The organism is Vibrio fluvialis (genome assembly GCF_900460245.1).
Taxonomy (GTDB): Bacteria; Pseudomonadota; Gammaproteobacteria; order Enterobacterales; family Vibrionaceae; genus Vibrio; species Vibrio fluvialis.
In genome coordinates, this window is record NZ_UHIP01000001.1 from 1,877,150 (window position 1) to 1,895,302 (window position 18,153).

Below are 18,153 nucleotides of genomic sequence, written 5' to 3' on the forward strand. Positions count from 1 at the left end.
CTACGTATCGCTTAGCAAACTGTGCTAACATCCGGGACCCGATACGCAGGTCACATTATGCTTACTACCAAAATTCAACAATCGATACGCAACAGCTACCAAAACCTCCAAAATCAGCTCGACAATTTTGTGCCTCGCCGAGCTCAGAATTACCTTGTTGCGGAAATTGCAAAGACACTTTGTGGCAGTTATCACAAGTCTACACGCATGCTTGTTGCTGAAGCTGGCACGGGCATCGGTAAATCCCTTTCCTATTTGATGGCCACGATTCCGGTTGCTGTGACTAATAACAGGAAAATCGTCATCTCTACGGCTACCGTGGCACTACAGGAACAGTTGGTGCACAAAGACCTGCCTCTTTACCGCCGTATCACCGATCAAAAATTTACTTTTATTCTGGCTAAAGGGCGTCAGCGCTATTGCTGTACCGAGAAACTGGCGGCGGCCTCTGGCACCGATGGGGGTCAGATGGCAATGTTTGAATCTAAGCCAGCAGACAAAGACATCGAACAGCTCCAGCTGCTCTATACCGAGTTATCGCAAGGCAAATGGGACGGCGATCGTGATTCTTGGCCAGAGCCGATATCCGATACCGTTTGGAATAGCATTGTGAGCGATAAGCACAGTTGCAACGGAAGTTTTGCCGCACATCGTCAATGTCCTTTCCAAAAAGCCCGTTCAGAGCTGGATAAAGCCGACGTGATCATTGCCAATCACAGTCTGGTTATGGCTGATGCAGATCTCGGCGGAGGCATTATCTTGCCGGAGCCAGAAAATACGATTTATGTGTTTGATGAAGCTCACCATTTACCGCATGTAGCACGGGAACATGCTTCAGCAGCCGCGACAATGAAAGGCGCAGCAGCTTGGTTAGAAAAACTCAATCAATCTTTATCTAAGCTCGCAAATCTGGCCGACGAGAAACGTGTCTCCCGCTTTCGAAATGAAGCGCAAGATGCAATACAAGCGCTGATACCGAGCTTGAGCCAACTCCCCAAACAGTTTGATGCCAGTGCTTTTGAAGACAAGCGCTATCGTTTTGAGCATGGCGATTTACCAAGCTGGCTAGAGGAAGAAGCCAAAGATCTCAAACGTCAAAGCCAAAAGGCCAATCAGGCCGTTGCAAAGATTGCTGATCTGATTGCTGAGAGGGTTAAAGATGGTGAGTTGGCGCCTCGTCTCGCTGAGCCAGCACTTGCCGAACTGGGCTTCTTCATTCAGCGACTGGAAAATCTGGCTCAGGTGTGGCACCTGATGGCTGAACCTAAGCGGGAAAAAGGCGCGCCTCTTGCTCGTTGGCTGGAAATCAGCCCAGAACGCGAAGGCGACTACGTAGTTAACGTCTCTCCATTGGAGATTGGTTGGCAACTTGACCAACAAATTTGGAGTCGCTGTGTCGGCGCAATATTGGTCTCAGCAACCATGCGAGCCCTTAACTCATTTAATTTTTTCTGTCGTCAGGCAGGCATCAGCGAAAAAGCGGAAGACGGTGTCCAATTCCTTGCGCTCGCGTCACCATTTGATTATCAAAATCAAGCAGAGTTGCTGATCCCTAAAATGCAATACGAGCCTCAAGCACCTGAATACACAGATCATCTTGCGAATAAGGTCGAAGAATACATTCAAGACGGTAAGGCGAATCTGGTTTTGTTTGCTTCCTACTGGCAAATGAAGGAAGTCGCTGAAAAAGTGGCTAAACTTTTTATAAAAAAAGGTTGGGCCCTGCAGGTTCAAGGTGAAAAATCCAGAAAAGAAATTCTAAATAAACATAAAACACTTGTTCAATGTGGGAAAACGAGTGTGTTATTCGGTACTGGCAGCTTTTCTGAGGGTTTGGACCTACCGGGTGAGCTGCTGGAAAACCTCATCATTACCAAAATACCGTTTGCGGTCCCCACTTCCCCGGTGGAACAAGCGCATGCAGAATATATCCAGCATCGTGGTGGCAATCCTTTTTTGCAAATTACGGTACCTGAAGCGAGCAAGAAACTAATTCAGTCTGCGGGCCGTCTACTGAGAAAGGAACGAGATTGTGGTAGAGTCGTGATCCTTGATCGACGTGTAGTCTCAAAACGTTACGGTAAAGCGCTGCTTGATTCGCTACCACCGTTCAAAAGGACGATTGAGTATTGATGTTTAAGACAAGCTAAGCCTACCCAGCGGTGAGATTATGAGTGATTTTGCAAGATTGACGACTCTGTTGGATGATTTGAAACGCAGTGCAGCGCAGATAGACCGCGTCCGCGGCGAACATCATCATCCACTTTTTGATGCCGTGCTGTTTCATTGCCATGGCAAACTGCTGACTCCTTGCGTTCAAGAGGCCGAAAGCACCCTGAGTGCGATTCTCCGAGAGCAGCAAGCTGGCAAGCTCACTTCGCAACGGGCCGAGTACTTAACAGAGCGACTACTGGCACAGGTTGCGGCGATTCAGCGTGAACTCTCGACACAATCCATACGTAAAAGTGAACCCAAGCACAGCAGCTACTATCGTAAACCCATCAGCGACCTGTATCAGGACTTAGCGCAGCATCAGGATTGGGAACGGCGCCTCATGGAAATGGTGCGCGACAAACAATATGCGTTAGAGCAGGCCTCGGTATTTCAGAAGCTAGCAGCTCAACAAGCGTTACTTACCGTCGAGCAGCGTCTCAAGCGCTGTCAGGAAGCCAAAGCGAAAATCGAGAAACAAATAACCTACAGAGAGAAACACCAATAAATGAGTCAATCATCTGTTCCTTTAAACGACGCATCAGACGAGATCAAACTCGCGGTCGATCTGATTTATCTGCTCGAAAGCAATGAGGTGGATCCTCATGTCGCATTAGCCGCGCTGGAAATCGTCAAAGGTGACCTTTTGAACAAGCTAAAAGAAAAGAGCGCCTGAGCGCTCTTTTTTATCTTCATACCTTAAACTGAGAAACCAGTTGTTGCTGCCTTTGGCTCAATTCACTGATTTGAGCTCCGACCGTCTCCGACTCGCCTGCTTGCTCGAGAATTTGTGCGCTGAGATCGCGGATGTTAGCCACACTCTGGTTAACTTCAGCAGAAACCGTCTGCTGCTCTTCAGCGGCTTTCACAATTTGTGAGTTCATATCGTTGATGGAAGCGATCGCTTCAAATACCTGACTCAATTCTGTGACCGCATTCTGAACTTGGTGCGCGGTGCCATTAGCCAATTGGTTGCCATCCTGAATGGCCGCCACCACATCACGAGTTCCTTTTTGCACTTTCTCTATCACCAAACGAATTTCACCCACCGAATCCTGCGTGCGACTGGCAAGATTTCTGACCTCATCCGCCACCACCGCAAAACCGCGACCTTGCTCACCAGCGCGGGCAGCTTCTATCGCTGCGTTAAGAGCCAGTAAGTTAGTCTGCTCCGAGATCCCTTCGATGACTTCCAGTATTTCCGTGATATTGGCATTGTTCTGCGCCAGTTCTTCTACCACAGGAACGGCTTCACTCATTTTCTGTACCAGTTTACGCATTTCTGCTTCTGATGCTTCAATGACGTTCTGGCCGAGCTGAGCTGAATGATTAGCCTGCTCTGCTGCTTTCACCGCGTTTTCTGCGTTGTGAACCACCAAGCTCGCCGTTTGCGTCATTTCCTCAGACGCTGTCGCAACCAAATCGACTTCTTTGAACTGCGACTCGCTGCTCAAGCGCGTTTGCGCAGCGGCGACTTTAGATTGCTCTGAGGTTGCAGCGACCGAGTGAGTGGCATCAACGACCTGGCGAATGATCGCCTGCAATTTATCTAAGAACTGGTTGAAACCCAGCGCCAACTGGCCGACCTCATCTTGAGATGAAACCGTAAGACGTTGTGTTAAGTCCCCTTCTCCGGACGCAATGTCTTTCAGGCGCACAACCACAGCCCGGATCGGTTTAACGATTCGGGAAGCTGTCAGCGCAATAATCAATAACCCCAACATAACGAACACGGCACCTGCCGCCAACTCTGTTTTGACGCCACTGGCCACCTGGCTTGAGATCACTTGATCCAACTCATTCGCATCGGCAAGCACACTGCTGCGCGGCATTTCAAAAATGACGCCCCAGGTTTGGTTAGCGACATGAATTGGTGCAAACACCGTTAGCCAGCGGCCATCTTGTGTCCATTGAGTTTTTACTGCATCGCCGAACAATAAGTCAGTCACTTGCTCACCACTGAGTGTCGAGCCCGAGAATTTCTGACCAATAGGCAATGACGTGTCATCGCTGGCGATTAGCGTACCATCCAGACTGATGATAAAAACTTTACCGCTTCCGCCAAACAAGCTGCGGTCAGAATCCTGAGCGATTTTCAGTAGCGGATTCAGTTTTAAATCGATGCCGTAGAAGCCGACTGGCGCATCATCAATTTTAATCGGAACAGAGATGGATGCCGCCAAAACGCCGCCATTTTCCTGTTCGATTAAGCGAGGAGTCGATACACAGGTATCCCCGCTGGTAAGCGGACAAGAGAAACGTTCTCCATCTTCTGATGCGGCTAACGCCTTTTCGCTCAACACATTGGCAATGACATTCTCACCATTGGGCGTCGTCATCCAGTACGGTGCAAAACGTCCGGAGTCATTAGAGCCAACATAATCGGCATTGATGTAGTTGCCATCCTCGTTATCCAGCATGTTTGGCTTAAAAACCAAGTAAGCGCCATCGATGGTCGGAAAATTAAGTACAGACTTTCGCACCATCTCATCTAAAGAAGTACGAAGTTCTTCGCTCGCACCAAAGTTCTCTTCGGCGTTGGTTTTCAGAAACAGCGCATTGGAGGCCAGCATTTCGGCACGGTAGGTGGCTTCGTTGAGAAACTCGGCGATTTCGGTTGCGTTTAATTGAGCACGAGTTTGCAGCAGTTGCTGAGACTTGCTGATTACCGAATCTGCGCTCTGCTGTTTGATAATTTTTTGATTATTGACTGCGTTATAAACCGAGAAGCCAATAAGAGAAAGTGACGTTACGAGCAGACAGATACCTGCCATTAGCGTAATTTTCCACTGAACTGATAGTGTTCGCATACAACATCCTTATGCTTGCGCCATTTGCCCTTTAAATGAACAAGGAAGCCTGAAATTAGACCACAATCTATCGATTTATCAACCGAAAGTTTACATCGATTTTACAACTTTCTGACTAAGACAGTATTGCAGAGTTTTTTCGTCTTGTACTCGCATTCGAAGCTGGTAACATCAATCGCTAAGATCATAATAAAGGACAAACCATGAAAATTATTAGTTTTAATATCAATGGCTTGCGCGCTCGACTTCACCAACTCCAAGCCGTCATTGATAAGCATCAGCCTGATGTAATTGGCTTGCAGGAAATCAAAGTTCACGATGAGGCCTTTCCGCTCGAAGACGTAGAGGCGATGGGTTATAAAGTTTACTTCCACGGCCAGAAAGCACACTACGGCGTGGCGATGCTGTGCAAGCACGAACCATTAGAAGTTCGCAAAGGTTTTCCTTCCGACAATGATGACCATCAAAAGCGCATGATCATGGCGACCTTCCTTAATGAACAAGGTGAGAAAGTCACCGTCATGAACGGCTACTTCCCTCAGGGCGACAACGTGAGCCATGAGACCAAATTCCCCTACAAGCGCCAGTTCTATAAAGATCTGATGGGTTACCTCAACGAATATCACAGTCAGGATGAGCAGTTGATCGTCATGGGTGATATCAATATCAGTCCGATTGATCTCGACATCGGTATCGGTGAACCTAATCGCCAACGCTGGCTGAAAACGGGTAAGTGTTCTTTCCAACCAGAAGAGCGTGAATGGCTGAAAACGCTGCTGGATTGGGGTTTTGAAGATACGTTCCGCAAGTTGCACCCAACCGTTGACGATCAATTTTCGTGGTTTGATTACCGCTCGAAAGGCTTCGACGACAACCGGGGGCTGCGTATCGACGTGATTCTGGCGACACCATCGCTGGCAGCAAAATGTGTGGAAGCGGGGATCGATTACGAGCTGCGCGGCATCGATAAGCCGTCTGATCATGCGCCGATCTGGTCAGTATTCTCGGCGTAATCCTTTACCCAACTGATTTGCAGACAAAAAAGCCCCGTTGTACGGGGCTTTTTTAGTTGTTTCTTGTATCGCTCTATCATTCAGCTCAGCGGACGAAGATACGCGAGGAAACGCTTTTCCGCTTTCTTAAAGCAGAAAATAATCATAAACGTCAGCGACATGTAGAATAGGCCAGCGGTCAGAAACGACTCAAACGGCGCATAGTATCGAGAGTTGACCAATCGCGCAGCGCCCGTTAGATCCATGATGGTAACAATACCCGCAACCGCACTACCATGGAGCATGAAGATCACTTCGTTACTGTAGGCTGGCAGCGCACGGCGCAGTGCACTTGGCAATACCACTCGACGATAGGTTTTCCAAGTTCCCATGCCATATGCTTTCGCAGCTTCAACTTCACCTTTTGGCAAACCATTGATGGCTCCGCGGATAATTTCCGCAGTATAAGCCGACGTGTTCAATACGAAAGCGACCAGCGCACAGAACCAGGCGTTCTCCCATAGCGTGCCTTTAACCGGAAAGAACTGATCCATACCGTAGTAGATCAGATACAACTGAACCAGCAGCGGTGTTCCACGGAAAAAGTAAATGTAGCCCCACGCAGGCGTACTGATTACATAGTTGCGGCTGTTACGGGCAATGGCCAACGGAATGGCAATGCTCAGACCAATCACCAAAGACAGGCCAACCAGCCATACCGTGGTCCACAAACCACTGAAGTAGATTGGCAAGCTTCCGATAATTAAAGAAAAATCCATAGCGCTCTACCTCGTGTGAATACTGAATTTACGTTCAACGATCTTTAAAAGACCGGTTGAAACACTGGTAAACAGCAGGAAGATGATCGAGACCGCCATATAGAAGGTAAACGGCATTTTCGTTGAGCCCGCAGCCAGCGAGCTCATACGCACCATGTCTTCCAGGCCGATGATCGACACCAACGCAGTGGTTTTAAGCAGCACCAACCAGTTGTTACCAAAACCCGGTAACGCATGACGGATCATTTGTGGCAACAGAATACGACGGAATGAGAGCGCAGCGCTCATGCCATAGGCTTTAGCGGCTTCCAGCTCACCTTTATCGACAGCCATGATCGCGCCACGAAAGGTTTCTGCCATATAAGCACCAAAGATAAATCCGATGGTGAGTACGCCGGCGATGAACGGGCTGACATCGATATAGTCCGGCAGATATGAGACCCACTCATGGTTTGGATCACTTGAAGCAAACCAGTTGTTGAGCCATTCATTGATGGCGTACAGACTGTTATTAAGAAGAATTTGGCCACCAAAGAAAATCAGCATCATCAGAACCAAGTCCGGAATGCCGCGAATAATCGTGGTGTAAAGTGTTGCAATGGCTCTTGCCCAACGGTAAGGCGCCAGTTTGGCTAGTGCGCCCAACATGCCCAACAACATCGCTAGCAACAGTGACAGCACGGCCACTTCGATGGTCAGCACGGCTCCTTTGAAAATGGAGGCTTCGTATCCATGTAAATCCAGCATAAAAATTTTCCTAGTCCCTTAGAGCCTGGTTGCTGGGTACTGCTACGAACTAGGAACCAGCAACCAGGAATGCCTTTTTGTTTTTTATACCAACGTGAATCGTTGGGTTGCGTCAGGCTTATTATTGGCCGTAAACGTCATACTTGAAGTATTTCGCTTCGATTTTCTGGTACTCGCCTTTCGCGCGCAGAGCATCGATCGCTGCGTTCAGTTTCTCAGTCAGATCTTTGTCTTGCTTACGTGTTGCGATACCGAAACCATCACCGAACCACTTAGGATCAGTCAGAGAAGGACCAACGAATTCGTAACCTTCACCACCTGGTTTGTTCAGAACGCCGTCTTCCAACGCTGACGCATCGCCAAGAACCGCTGCGATACGGCCGTTCGCCAGATCCAGGTACGCTTCATCAAATGAACCGTAACGAACAATCTCAACGGCATCACCATAGTTATCAGTCAGGTATTTGTCGTGAGTCGTTGCGCGTTGCACACCAATTTTCACGCCTTTCAGGCCTTCTTTGGTGAAGTCCAGATTAGCCCCTTTCTTTGCGATAAATTTGTTCGGGATCAGAGCGTACTTGTGAGTGAAATCGACTTTCTTCTTACGCTCTTCAGTGATAGACATCGCCGCGATGATCGCATCGTATTTACGTGCTAGCAGAGAAGGAATGATGCCGTCCCAATCTTGAGGAACGATCTTACATTCAACCTGCATCTCTTTACACAATGCGTTCGCCATATCAACGTCGAAGCCTTTTAGAGAGCCATCGGCTTCCGTCCAGCTAAATGGAGGGTATGCGCCTTCAATACCAAAGCGAACGGTTTTCCATTCTTTCGCCTGGGCTACACCAGTTACTGCAGTTGCAGCTAAAGCCGTCACTAATAACCACTTTTTCATTTCCATACTCCTGTGATTGTATTGTTGTGTTTGTTAATTCTGTCAGCGAAGAGTCTGCATCACGGTACCAATCAAAGGGTGTCCGACTGCACAATCTTGGGCATTATCAGTAAATCGATGAAATAAACTGTTTGAGTCGCTCCGAGTCCGGATTGCTGAATAGCTTCGTCGGATCGCCTTGCTCTTCCACCAGGCCCTGATGTAGGAACATCACATGGTTAGACACATCGCGGGCAAAGGCCATTTCGTGTGTCACCACCAACATGGTTCGCCCCTCTTCTGCCAAATCTCTCATAACCCCAAGAACTTCACCAACCAGTTCCGGGTCGAGCGCAGAAGTCGGCTCATCGAACAGCATCACTTCCGGATCAACGGCTAATGCACGGGCGATAGCCGCACGCTGTTGCTGACCACCCGATAAGTGTCCCGGGTAGTAGTCACGACGCTCATAAAGGCCCACTTTCTTGAGCAGCATCTCTGCATTCTCAATGGCTTGAGCTTTAGGAACACCCAGAACATGAACTGGCGCTTCGATAACGTTCTCAAGCACCGTCATGTGTGACCATAAGTTGAATCCCTGAAAAACCATAGCCAGGCGCGAACGGATGCGCTGAACCTGTTTTTCGTTGGCAGGAGAAGATTCACCCTGACGGTTCTTCTTCATCTGGATCATTTCACCTTTCACCCAGATTTCACCTGCGGTTGGGGTTTCAAGTAAGTTAATGCATCTAAGAAAGGTACTTTTGCCTGAACCGGATGAGCCGATGATAGAAATCACGTCACCTTTGTGAGCCTGAAGTGAAATGCCCTTCAGTACTTCGTTCTGGCCAAATGTTTTGTGCAGGTTTTTTATATCCAGCGCTGGTACATCAGTCATGCGCTCTAACTCCCTGTATTTTTTATCACTGCCGAGCATTCCAGCCCAATTTCCGATACAAACTAGCACTCTCCCCAGGAACATGCAACAAATTATTAACCTATAAAAGCGGGATATTTAGTTGTTTTATCTGAGTATAAATTCATAATTTAGCCAATTCTTCTCCAAACAACGCATAGAATCACATTACATCAGAACAAAAACCCATCGAACTTTATTAACATTTTTATAAAAACAAGACCTGCCGCAAGATTTCTGGGCAACATTTGTCACCTAGTGACGCATCTCTCAAACTGTACTTTTTCCCGGTAGGAAACCTTACATTATGAAAAAAAATTTCATTCACATTTGCCGCTATCTGGCTGATTTTACTTACGTAATGTAGTTTTCTTTCATATCTATTCTTAAAGTGATCAAGATCAATCACCCTAAAGAGTTAGCACGTTAAACTCGCCAACAAATAAAAGAGTAAATAAAAACTCTGTATTCAATCAGTTGGTTATGCATTGTTGTTGCTAAAATGAACAGTTATGCAGTTTCAACCTTTTCGCTTCGGCAAGTTTTATAGAATTCAACAAAGAATTACTTACTTTTATAAATATGAGGAATCTATGTCAGACGTAGTCAATAAAGAGCGCTCAGACATCGAGACAAAGAGCTACAGTGAGCTCCACCGTCCATCATCTGAGTTTGCAAGCCGCTCCGATTACCTAGACCACGAACTGCAGATCATGAAGCCACGTCGCTTCGGTTTGAACCTGCCAGGTCGTGACTTCCGCTTTGAACTTGAAGACTTAGTTCCGGCACTGGCAGGGACCATCGGCATTATCGCGATGTACTCCGCTGTTATGATGTCTTGGGCCGACGGTCTGACGCAAGCGTGGGACCACATTACTCTGGGTAAAGAGTTTGCGATTGAAGTCGCGCGTGTAGAAATGCTATTCCCTGCTCTGTTCTTCTGTGTCATCGCGTCGGGCTTTTTAAACCCGCGTGCGAACCTGGCAGGCAACCATGGTCCAATGATTCCTCTTATCGGCTCAATTGCACTGGCCGGTGCTCACCCTCTTGCATTGGCAATTTTGCTTGGTGTGTTCGGCTTGCTGCTGAGCTATTTCAAAGGCGGCTCCAAGCTGGTCAACCTCACTTCGGAAGGGACCGCCGGGGGCTTACTGATTTTCCTCGGTTTTACCGGGACCATGAGCCAGATCACCTCCATTCAGGAATGGGCAACCAGCCTGCATTCTGCTGACGTTGTCGCGGGCAGCATGGGTTATGTCGGCCTTGTCGTTCTGGGCGTGAATATCGTGATTTATGCGATTCTGGCCAAGCTGAACCTGCGCTGGCTGGCCATTCCGGTGTGTGCATTCACTGGACTGATCATCGCTTTGTTGTTCGGGGCAGGTTTCGACCTGCGTTTCGAAACGCAAATGGGTCTGCCTAACCTGAACCCGGTGTACTGGTGGGGATCAACCACTGAAGGCTGGATGCTAGGCATGCCAACGGTAGAGCATTTTATTGCGTCACTGCCATTTGCCATTCTGGCGGTTGCGATGTGGTCACCAGACTTCCTGGGCCACCGTATCTTCCAAGAACTGAACTACCCTCGTAAAACTGAAAAAGTGCTGATGGATGTGGATGACACCATGACCATGTGTTCTATCCGTCAGATGGTGGGTACAGCTCTGGGTGGCGGTAACATCACCTCTTCTTGGGGTACGTACATGATCCCTGCAGCGATCGCGAAGCGTCCAATCCCTGGTGGTGCGATCATTCTTGGCCTGCTGGTGATGACCATTGCGATTCTGGGTTTCCCTATGGACGTCGCGGTCTGGCCTCCGGTGATGCGCTGTGCTCTGTTGGTGGGTGTATTCCTTCCTTTATTAGAAGCCGGTATGCAGATGGTTAAAGACACAAAAGATTCACAAGCCGCTGGTATCTGTATCTTTGGTTCTGCGGTCGTCAACCCGGTACTGGCGTGGGCATTGACCATGCTTCTGGATAACAACGGCCTGATCGGTGACAAAGAGCGCGCATCTAAACTTTCGTTTGTCGATAAAATCGTTATTCCTGGCGGTGTGTTGGTTATCTGTTTAATTGCTATGCTTGCTGTAGGTATGTTGGAAAGCCAATACGGTCTGAAAGCTTGGCTACACTAAGTAAGCCAGATTCAAAAAAATATTGGGTAGTGCATTGCACTACCCAAACTTTATTTTAATTTTTTAAGATTTATTGATTTAGTTTAAGGTTTGCGAGTTTTTTTTAGCTTAAATTGAAAATCAAGGGGAACAAATAACAATATCTATATTCAAACGGATGAGTATAATTTTCGAACATAGATTGAATATAGATATTGTTATTCAAAGAGTGTACTGACTCCTGTACTCATGCAGGATAGCTGGCTCAACGGCGAACAGTACGTGTTTTTTCTACTAAAAAGGTAGGTATGTCATGGCAGAGCAATTTGCTAAAGCTTGGGAAGGTTTTGCGGCAGGTGAGTGGCAAAACGAAGTAAACGTTCGTGATTTTATTCAAAAGAACTACACACCGTATGAAGGCGACGAATCTTTCCTAGTTTCTGAAGGTACCGAAGCAACGAACAAGCTTTGGGCACAAGTAATGGAAGGCATCAAACAAGAGAACTCTACTCACGCTCCTGTTGATTTCGACACTTCTGTTATCTCTACCATCACTGCTCACGATGCAGGCTACATCAACAAAGACCTGGAAAAAATCGTAGGTCTTCAAACTGAAAAACCTCTGAAACGTGCGATCATCCCTAACGGTGGTATTCGCATGGTTGAAAGTTCTTGCCAAGCTTACGGTCGCGAACTGGATCCTCAAGTTAAGAAAATCTTTACTGAATACCGTAAAACACACAACCAAGGCGTGTTTGACATCTACACTCCAGAAATCATGGCGTGTCGTAAATCAGGCGTACTGACTGGTCTTCCAGACGCATACGGCCGTGGCCGTATCATCGGTGACTACCGTCGTGTGGCTCTTTACGGTATCGACTTCCTGATGGCAGACAAATTCGCTCAATTCACTTCTCTTCAAGAGAAATTTGAAAACGGCGAAGATCTGCAAATGACCATGCAACTGCGTGAAGAAATCGCAGAACAACACCGTGCGCTTGGCCAAATGAAGAAAATGGCAGCGAAATACGGTTGCGACATCGGTCGCCCAGCTGAAAACGCGCAAGAAGCAATTCAGTGGACTTACTTCGGCTACCTGGCTGCAGTGAAATCTCAAAACGGTGCTGCAATGTCTCTGGGCCGTACTTCGACTTTCCTAGACGTGTACATCGAACGCGACATGAAAGCAGGCAAGATCACCGAAGCAGAAGCTCAGGAAATGATCGACCATTTCGTCATGAAACTGCGTATGGTGCGTTTCCTGCGTACTCCTGAGTATGATGAACTGTTCTCTGGCGACCCAATTTGGGCAACTGAGTCTATCGGTGGTATGGGGCTTGACGGTCGTACTCTAGTTAGTAAATCTAACTTCCGCTTCCTGAACAGCTTGTACACCATGGGCCCTTCTCCAGAGCCAAACATCACTGTGCTTTGGTCTGAAAAACTGCCTGAAGGCTTCAAGAAATTCTGTGCAAAAGTATCTATCGACACGTCTTCTATTCAATATGAAAACGACGATCTGATGCGCCCAGACTTCAACTCTGATGACTACGCAATCGCATGTTGTGTATCACCAATGGTTGTTGGTAAACAAATGCAGTTCTTCGGTGCTCGTGCAAACTTGGCGAAAACTATGCTTTATACCATCAACGGCGGTGTTGATGAGAAATCTAAAGCACAAGTTGGTCCTAAAATGCCAAAAATCACTTCAGACGTTCTGGATTACAATGAAGTGTGGGAAAAAATGGACCACTTCATGGACTGGCTGGCAAAACAATACGTCACTGCATTGAACGCTATCCACTTCATGCATGACAAGTACAGCTACGAAGCGTCTCTGATGGCTCTGCATGATCGTGACGTCACTCGTACTATGGCTTGTGGTATCGCTGGTCTGTCTGTAGCGGCTGACTCACTGTCTGCTATCAAGTACGCTAAAGTGAAACCAATCCGTGACGAAGATGGCGTTGCAGTCGATTTCGAAATCGAAGGTGACTACCCTAAATTCGGTAACAACGATTCACGCGTTGATGACATCGCATGCAAACTGGTTGAAGTATTCATGAACAAGATTCGTGAACTGAAAACTTACCGCAACGCGATTCCAACTCAGTCTATCCTGACTATCACGTCAAACGTGGTATACGGTAAGAAAACAGGTAACACTCCTGACGGTCGTCGTGCTGGCGCTCCATTCGGTCCTGGTGCAAACCCAATGCACGGCCGTGATGAGAAAGGTGCAGTCGCGTCTCTGACTTCAGTAGGTAAACTACCATTTGCTCACGCTAAAGACGGTATCTCTTACACCTTCTCTATCGTGCCAAATGCACTGGGTAAAGACGAAGGTTCACAACGCGCTAACCTTGCTGGTCTGATGGATGGTTACTTCCACCACGAGACTGGTATCGAAGGTGGTCAACACCTGAACGTGAACGTACTGAACCGTGACACTCTGCTAGACGCAGTGAAGAACCCAGAGAAGTACCCACAACTGACTATCCGTGTATCAGGTTACGCAGTTCGCTTTAACTCTCTGACTGCTGAACAGCAGCAAGATGTTATCGCACGTACTTTCACTGAATCTCTATAAGATTGAGTCTGAGTCGATAAAACCAATCCCCGCTCATTGAGCGGGGATTTTCATTTCTGTCCAAACCTATCGCAGACCAATTAAATCGCTTGCATATCAACACAATCCCGCCCGCAAATTTGTCGTTCAAATATCACTTTTCCTCAATAATTCAGTAAATTGCGTTACTATCTTCGTTCAATGACGGAATGATGTAGCTACCTTATGAAGTTTTTTCGCCTGTTTCCTATTGCCCTGTTTTCAAGCGCTGCGATTGCCTCTTCTCAGGCAACGTTTTCACTCCATTTAGATAACGATGGTGTTTTTGGTGTTGACGAAGAATACACCAACGGGATTTTCCTGACTTACACCTCTCAAGGCATCACTCCATATTGGTGGGCTAAACCGCTCAGTCTTTCAGCCTGGGGCGCAAACAGCTTAGATAAGTGGGAGATCAGCGTCGGCCATAAGATGTGGACACCGTCAGACATCACTCTCGAAACCCCGCAGCCCAACGAACGCCCATACGCCGGTTATTTACATGCTGAGTTCAATTATCTGAGTTTGCATCCGCAGCAGGCGCAGCGATTCAACTTAACCATTGGCACCACAGGTGAAAACTCAATGGCAGAGAAAGCGCAGATACTGGTACATGGCATTACCAAATCAGACGATCCCAACGGTTGGGACTATCAGGTCGAAAACAAAATCGCTGGCAGCGTCGGCTATCTTGGCCACTTTAACTGGATACGCACCCGTTCTTTGGGAGGGCTCGAATGGGACATTGCTAATGTGTCAGAAGTGAATGTGGGTAACTTTCGCAGCGATGCATCGACCGGAGTGATGCTCAGATGGGGGCAAGATCTGGCCGGCAACTTTGGCAGTGCACAAATTTCCGCGGAAAAGCCTTTTCTTCCCGGTATGATTGGCGCTTCAACCCACGGCTGGTTCCTGTTTGGTGGTGTGGAAGGGCGTTATCGGTTCAACGACCTTACCATTGAAGGCAATCGTCCGCTGAATGGGTTGGAACATGAAGCGAACTACTATGATGTGACTTTAGAACCTTGGCAGGCCACTGCGGTACTGGGTGCCGCTTGGTATGGGTCACTGATTGGCGCGAGTATCGCAACAACGGCCAATACCGCAGAGTACAAAGAAAGCTCTCGCAATATCCACGGTACTGGCTCATTTACGCTTTATGCGTTTTTCTGATCGGTAATCGCTAAATGGTGAATCGCTGACAATCGCTATTGAGGCTGGTTGAACGCTGATCCACCACTTGGCTGGTCGAGCGTAACTGCTCATTATTGTCTTCCAATTGTTTCATTGCCACCGAAATCTGAATCATACTGTCTGCCATGGACTGACTGGTGGTCGCTAACTCTTTCATCGACGCAAAAATCACTTCCGTCTGGTGCGCTGCTTGTTCAGCCTTTTCCGTAATGTGAGTCAGCGCTTCCATTGCTTCGAGTCCACGCTCCTGTCCCACTTTCATACTGTGTTCAGATTGCCCGATAAACTGAATCACTTCGGCGCTCTCTTTTTTCATGGTTTCAATCGTTCCGGAAATTTCGGTCACCGCATTCACCGTGCGCACCGCCAAGCTGCGAACTTCATCCGCCACGACGGCAAAGCCGCGTCCCTGCTCACCTGCTCGCGCTGCTTCGATCGCAGCGTTGAGAGCCAGCAAGTTAGTTTGTTCAGCGATGCCATTGATGATTTCCATCACCGAATCGACTTTAGACGATGCTTGTTCTAACTGCTGAATATGACCTGCTGCGGAGTTAAGGATCTTACCCACTTCCTCCAGCGAACCGATCGCGGCGGCAATGACTTTCGAACCGTCTTCCGCAGCTTGAGTGGAAGATTTACTGACATCAGACACAAACTCCAGAGAGTTCGACACTTCTTGAGTCGTCACACTCACCTCTTCAGTCGCAGAAGCCAACAATTGCGTCTGACCAAGAATATCGGATTGGCTGCGTGCCAGGTTATCGATGCCTGAATTGAGCTCAGCTGCGTCACCAGACAAAGCTTGGCTGCGATCCTGAACCGCCTTGACCAGCTCGCCTAAGTTTTCGCAGCTCTGGTTAATGGCCACCGCCAGCTGGTTAAACTCATCATTGGTGTTGCGTGTAATCGCCAAGCGCTGGGACAAATCACCGGCAGACAAACGTTCAAGAATCGCTTTGGTTTGCGCCAAAGAGCGTGAGAGTGAAAGGCTCAGCATGACAAAGATAGAAATAGTAATCACCGCCAGCGCTGCACAAGCCACCAGCACAGACCACAATGTCTTGTTACCAGAACTCTCCGCGGCATTGCGGAATTGCGTGCTCATGGACTCCAATTTTTCAGAAATTGTTTCAATCAATTCGCGAGCCTGAGTTTCGCTGCCGACTAATGCCGCTTCCTGCTCTTTAACCTGCTGGGATAATTCGCTCACACGCGCAAAGGTGGTTTTGAACTGTTCGATTTCTTTTTTATACAGCTCCAACATCGCATAGGAATTCGAGGAGCTGACAAATCCCGCCATCGCACGGTTAAAGAGTTTCAGATTTTGTTCGTTCGGTTGAAGTAAGTAATTCTGCTGAGTTTTGATCATCGCCTGAAAATCAGAATTGATGGTCACCATACCGGTTTCTTCAATTTTCTTTTCAATCGTTGTCGCCAATGATTTCAACTCGCCCAGTTTGCCTTCATCAACATTGAAACCCAACTCGGCTTTGATCGCCATCCATGGACGCAGTGCGCCATCGAAAGACTGAATCGCCTGACCAAGCTGGTTGGCTTCATTGTCAAAACCAATGGATTTGAGGAACTGGACGTCTTTGTCCACTTCGATCATCAGTTCTTTTAACTGGGTGGTTGTTTCACCAATTTGCGTGGCATTGAGGTCGTCACGCTCGGCGGCCAGCGTTAATAATTTGGCCTGAGTTGAATGGATTGCGACGGTACCAGAACTGATGTTACTGCTGTTTTGGTACTGGCTGCTCATGCTTTTCAGACTCGAGGCAGTATAGAGTCCTAAAGCGATGAAACCGATGCAAAGAACAACGATAAATACGCTGATTTTTTGTTTCTGAGAAAGATTAAGTACTTCCATGTAATGATTCCTTACCACTGTGCAAGTGACTATCGACATCAAGGAAAACGTGTGTGCTTTGTGTAAATATTCTTATAATTTGCAACATTCTTATAACACAGTTTTGTACAAAATCGATTGTTTTTCTACCAGTTGTAAGTAGCCCACAGATTGAGTAAGGAAAACCTATTTAAACCCTACCTTTTGTAATAAAATAACGAACACACTCAGCAAATGAGAGCAACTTATGTCTACTATTGGTCGTATCCATTCGTTTGAATCTTGCGGCACTGTCGATGGCCCCGGTATTCGATTTATTGTCTTCCTCCAAGGTTGCTTATTCCGTTGTAAGTACTGCCACAATCGCGATACATGGGACACTCATATTGGTAAAGAAGTGTCAGTGGATGAGATCATTGCAGAAGCGAAATCCTACCGCCATTTCATGAACGCGTCAGGCGGCGGCGTGACCTGTTCGGGTGGCGAATCTATGCTGCAACCAGAATTTGTGCGCGATTTTTTCCGCGCAGCGCAAGCGGAAGGGATTCATACCTGTCTTGACACCAACGGCTACATTCGCAAATACACCCCTGTTATTGATGAAGTACTGGAAGCCACTGATCTGGTGATGCTGGATATCAAACAGATGCAGGATGAAATTCATCAGGACCTGATTGGTGTTTCCAACAAACGCACTTTGGATTTTGCCCGTTACCTGCAAAAGTTGGGTAAGAAGACCTGGATTCGTTACGTAGTCGTTCCCGGCTATACCGATGATGATGAATCAGCGCATCTGCTTGGCCAGTTTATTCAGGACATGGACAACGTTGAGAAAATTGAGTTGTTGCCGTATCACAAACTTGGCGCACACAAGTGGGAAGCGATGGGTGAAGAATATCCTCTTGAGGGAGTGAACCCACCAAGCAAAGAAACGATGGACAAAATCGTTTCAATCCTTGAGCAGTATCACTCAAACGTAAAATACTGATTCAATCTGCTGCATGAATCGTAAAAAATACCAGCTGTCGAGCTGGTATTTTTTTGAGGATTTCA

The 18,153-nt window shown here is 47.5% G+C and carries 14 protein-coding genes; 8 read left to right on the plus strand and 6 right to left on the minus strand.

The window, feature by feature from the left end:
- The first annotated feature begins 57 nt into the window (after positions 1-57).
- From dinG to rsmS, 3 genes are read left to right on the plus strand one after another with little or no spacing between them, the layout of a single operon-like run.
- Positions 58-2,133, plus strand: coding sequence for an ATP-dependent DNA helicase DinG (gene dinG / locus DYA43_RS08860; RefSeq protein WP_061056664.1), 2,076 nt, complete (start codon positions 58-60; stop codon positions 2,131-2,133).
- A gap of 37 nt (positions 2,134-2,170) precedes the next feature.
- Positions 2,171-2,719 carry a primosomal replication protein PriC gene (priC, locus tag DYA43_RS08865; RefSeq protein ID WP_061056665.1) on the plus strand — a complete coding sequence of 183 codons (549 nt, stop codon included), beginning with the start codon at positions 2,171-2,173 and terminating at the stop codon, positions 2,717-2,719.
- Positions 2,720-2,887: a pleiotropic regulatory protein RsmS gene (gene rsmS, locus DYA43_RS08870; protein ID WP_020430064.1), complete on the plus strand. Its 168-nt coding sequence runs from the start codon at positions 2,720-2,722 to the stop codon at positions 2,885-2,887.
- A gap of 16 nt (positions 2,888-2,903) precedes the next feature.
- Here the strand turns inward: rsmS and DYA43_RS08875 are convergent, their stop codons facing one another.
- On the minus strand, positions 2,904-5,021 hold the full coding sequence (locus tag DYA43_RS08875) for a methyl-accepting chemotaxis protein (protein WP_061056666.1): 2,118 nt from the start codon (positions 5,019-5,021) through the stop codon (positions 2,904-2,906).
- 203 nt (positions 5,022-5,224) lie between these two features.
- On the opposite strand from DYA43_RS08875, the gene xthA reads away from it, so the two are divergent.
- Positions 5,225-6,034, plus strand: a complete 810-nt coding sequence (gene xthA / locus DYA43_RS08880; protein WP_020327766.1) for an exodeoxyribonuclease III — start codon at positions 5,225-5,227, stop codon at positions 6,032-6,034.
- An 80-nt stretch (positions 6,035-6,114) separates the two neighbouring features.
- Here xthA and DYA43_RS08885 read toward each other — a convergent pair whose 3' ends face one another.
- The 4 genes from DYA43_RS08885 to DYA43_RS08900 all read right to left on the minus strand — a co-directional run bounded on the left by DYA43_RS08885 (position 6,115) and on the right by DYA43_RS08900 (position 9,314).
- Complete coding sequence (locus DYA43_RS08885) at positions 6,115-6,792, minus strand: ABC transporter permease (RefSeq protein ID WP_020327767.1); 678 nt, start codon at positions 6,790-6,792, stop codon at positions 6,115-6,117.
- A 6-nt stretch (positions 6,793-6,798) separates the two neighbouring features.
- A complete protein-coding gene (locus DYA43_RS08890) occupies positions 6,799-7,539 on the minus strand; it encodes an ABC transporter permease (protein ID WP_020327768.1) in 741 nt (246 codons plus the stop codon).
- Between the two features lie 121 nt (positions 7,540-7,660).
- On the minus strand, positions 7,661-8,437 hold the full coding sequence (locus DYA43_RS08895; RefSeq protein WP_020327769.1) for an ABC transporter substrate-binding protein: 777 nt from the start codon (positions 8,435-8,437) through the stop codon (positions 7,661-7,663).
- Positions 8,438-8,543: 106 nt separating this feature from the next.
- Complete coding sequence (locus tag DYA43_RS08900; protein ID WP_020430058.1) at positions 8,544-9,314, minus strand: ABC transporter ATP-binding protein; 771 nt, start codon at positions 9,312-9,314, stop codon at positions 8,544-8,546.
- A gap of 611 nt (positions 9,315-9,925) precedes the next feature.
- Here DYA43_RS08900 and DYA43_RS08905 point away from each other — a divergent pair.
- The 3 genes from DYA43_RS08905 (at position 9,926) to DYA43_RS08915 (ending at position 15,230) form a co-directional block, all read left to right on the plus strand.
- Positions 9,926-11,470 carry a DUF3360 family protein gene (locus DYA43_RS08905; protein WP_024373518.1) on the plus strand — a complete coding sequence of 515 codons (1,545 nt, stop codon included), beginning with the start codon at positions 9,926-9,928 and terminating at the stop codon, positions 11,468-11,470.
- Between the two features lie 292 nt (positions 11,471-11,762).
- Complete coding sequence (pflB, locus tag DYA43_RS08910; RefSeq protein WP_020327772.1) at positions 11,763-14,039, plus strand: formate C-acetyltransferase; 2,277 nt, start codon at positions 11,763-11,765, stop codon at positions 14,037-14,039.
- A 204-nt stretch (positions 14,040-14,243) separates the two neighbouring features.
- Positions 14,244-15,230 carry a lipid A deacylase LpxR family protein gene (locus DYA43_RS08915; protein ID WP_061056667.1) on the plus strand — a complete coding sequence of 329 codons (987 nt, stop codon included), beginning with the start codon at positions 14,244-14,246 and terminating at the stop codon, positions 15,228-15,230.
- A 10-nt stretch (positions 15,231-15,240) separates the two neighbouring features.
- Here the strand turns inward: DYA43_RS08915 and DYA43_RS08920 are convergent, their stop codons facing one another.
- Positions 15,241-17,121, minus strand: a complete 1,881-nt coding sequence (locus DYA43_RS08920) for a methyl-accepting chemotaxis protein (RefSeq protein WP_020327774.1) — start codon at positions 17,119-17,121, stop codon at positions 15,241-15,243.
- A 226-nt stretch (positions 17,122-17,347) separates the two neighbouring features.
- On the opposite strand from DYA43_RS08920, the gene pflA reads away from it, so the two are divergent.
- Positions 17,348-18,088 carry a pyruvate formate lyase 1-activating protein gene (gene pflA / locus DYA43_RS08925; RefSeq protein ID WP_020327775.1) on the plus strand — a complete coding sequence of 247 codons (741 nt, stop codon included), beginning with the start codon at positions 17,348-17,350 and terminating at the stop codon, positions 18,086-18,088.
- Positions 18,089-18,153: the final 65 nt, after the last annotated feature.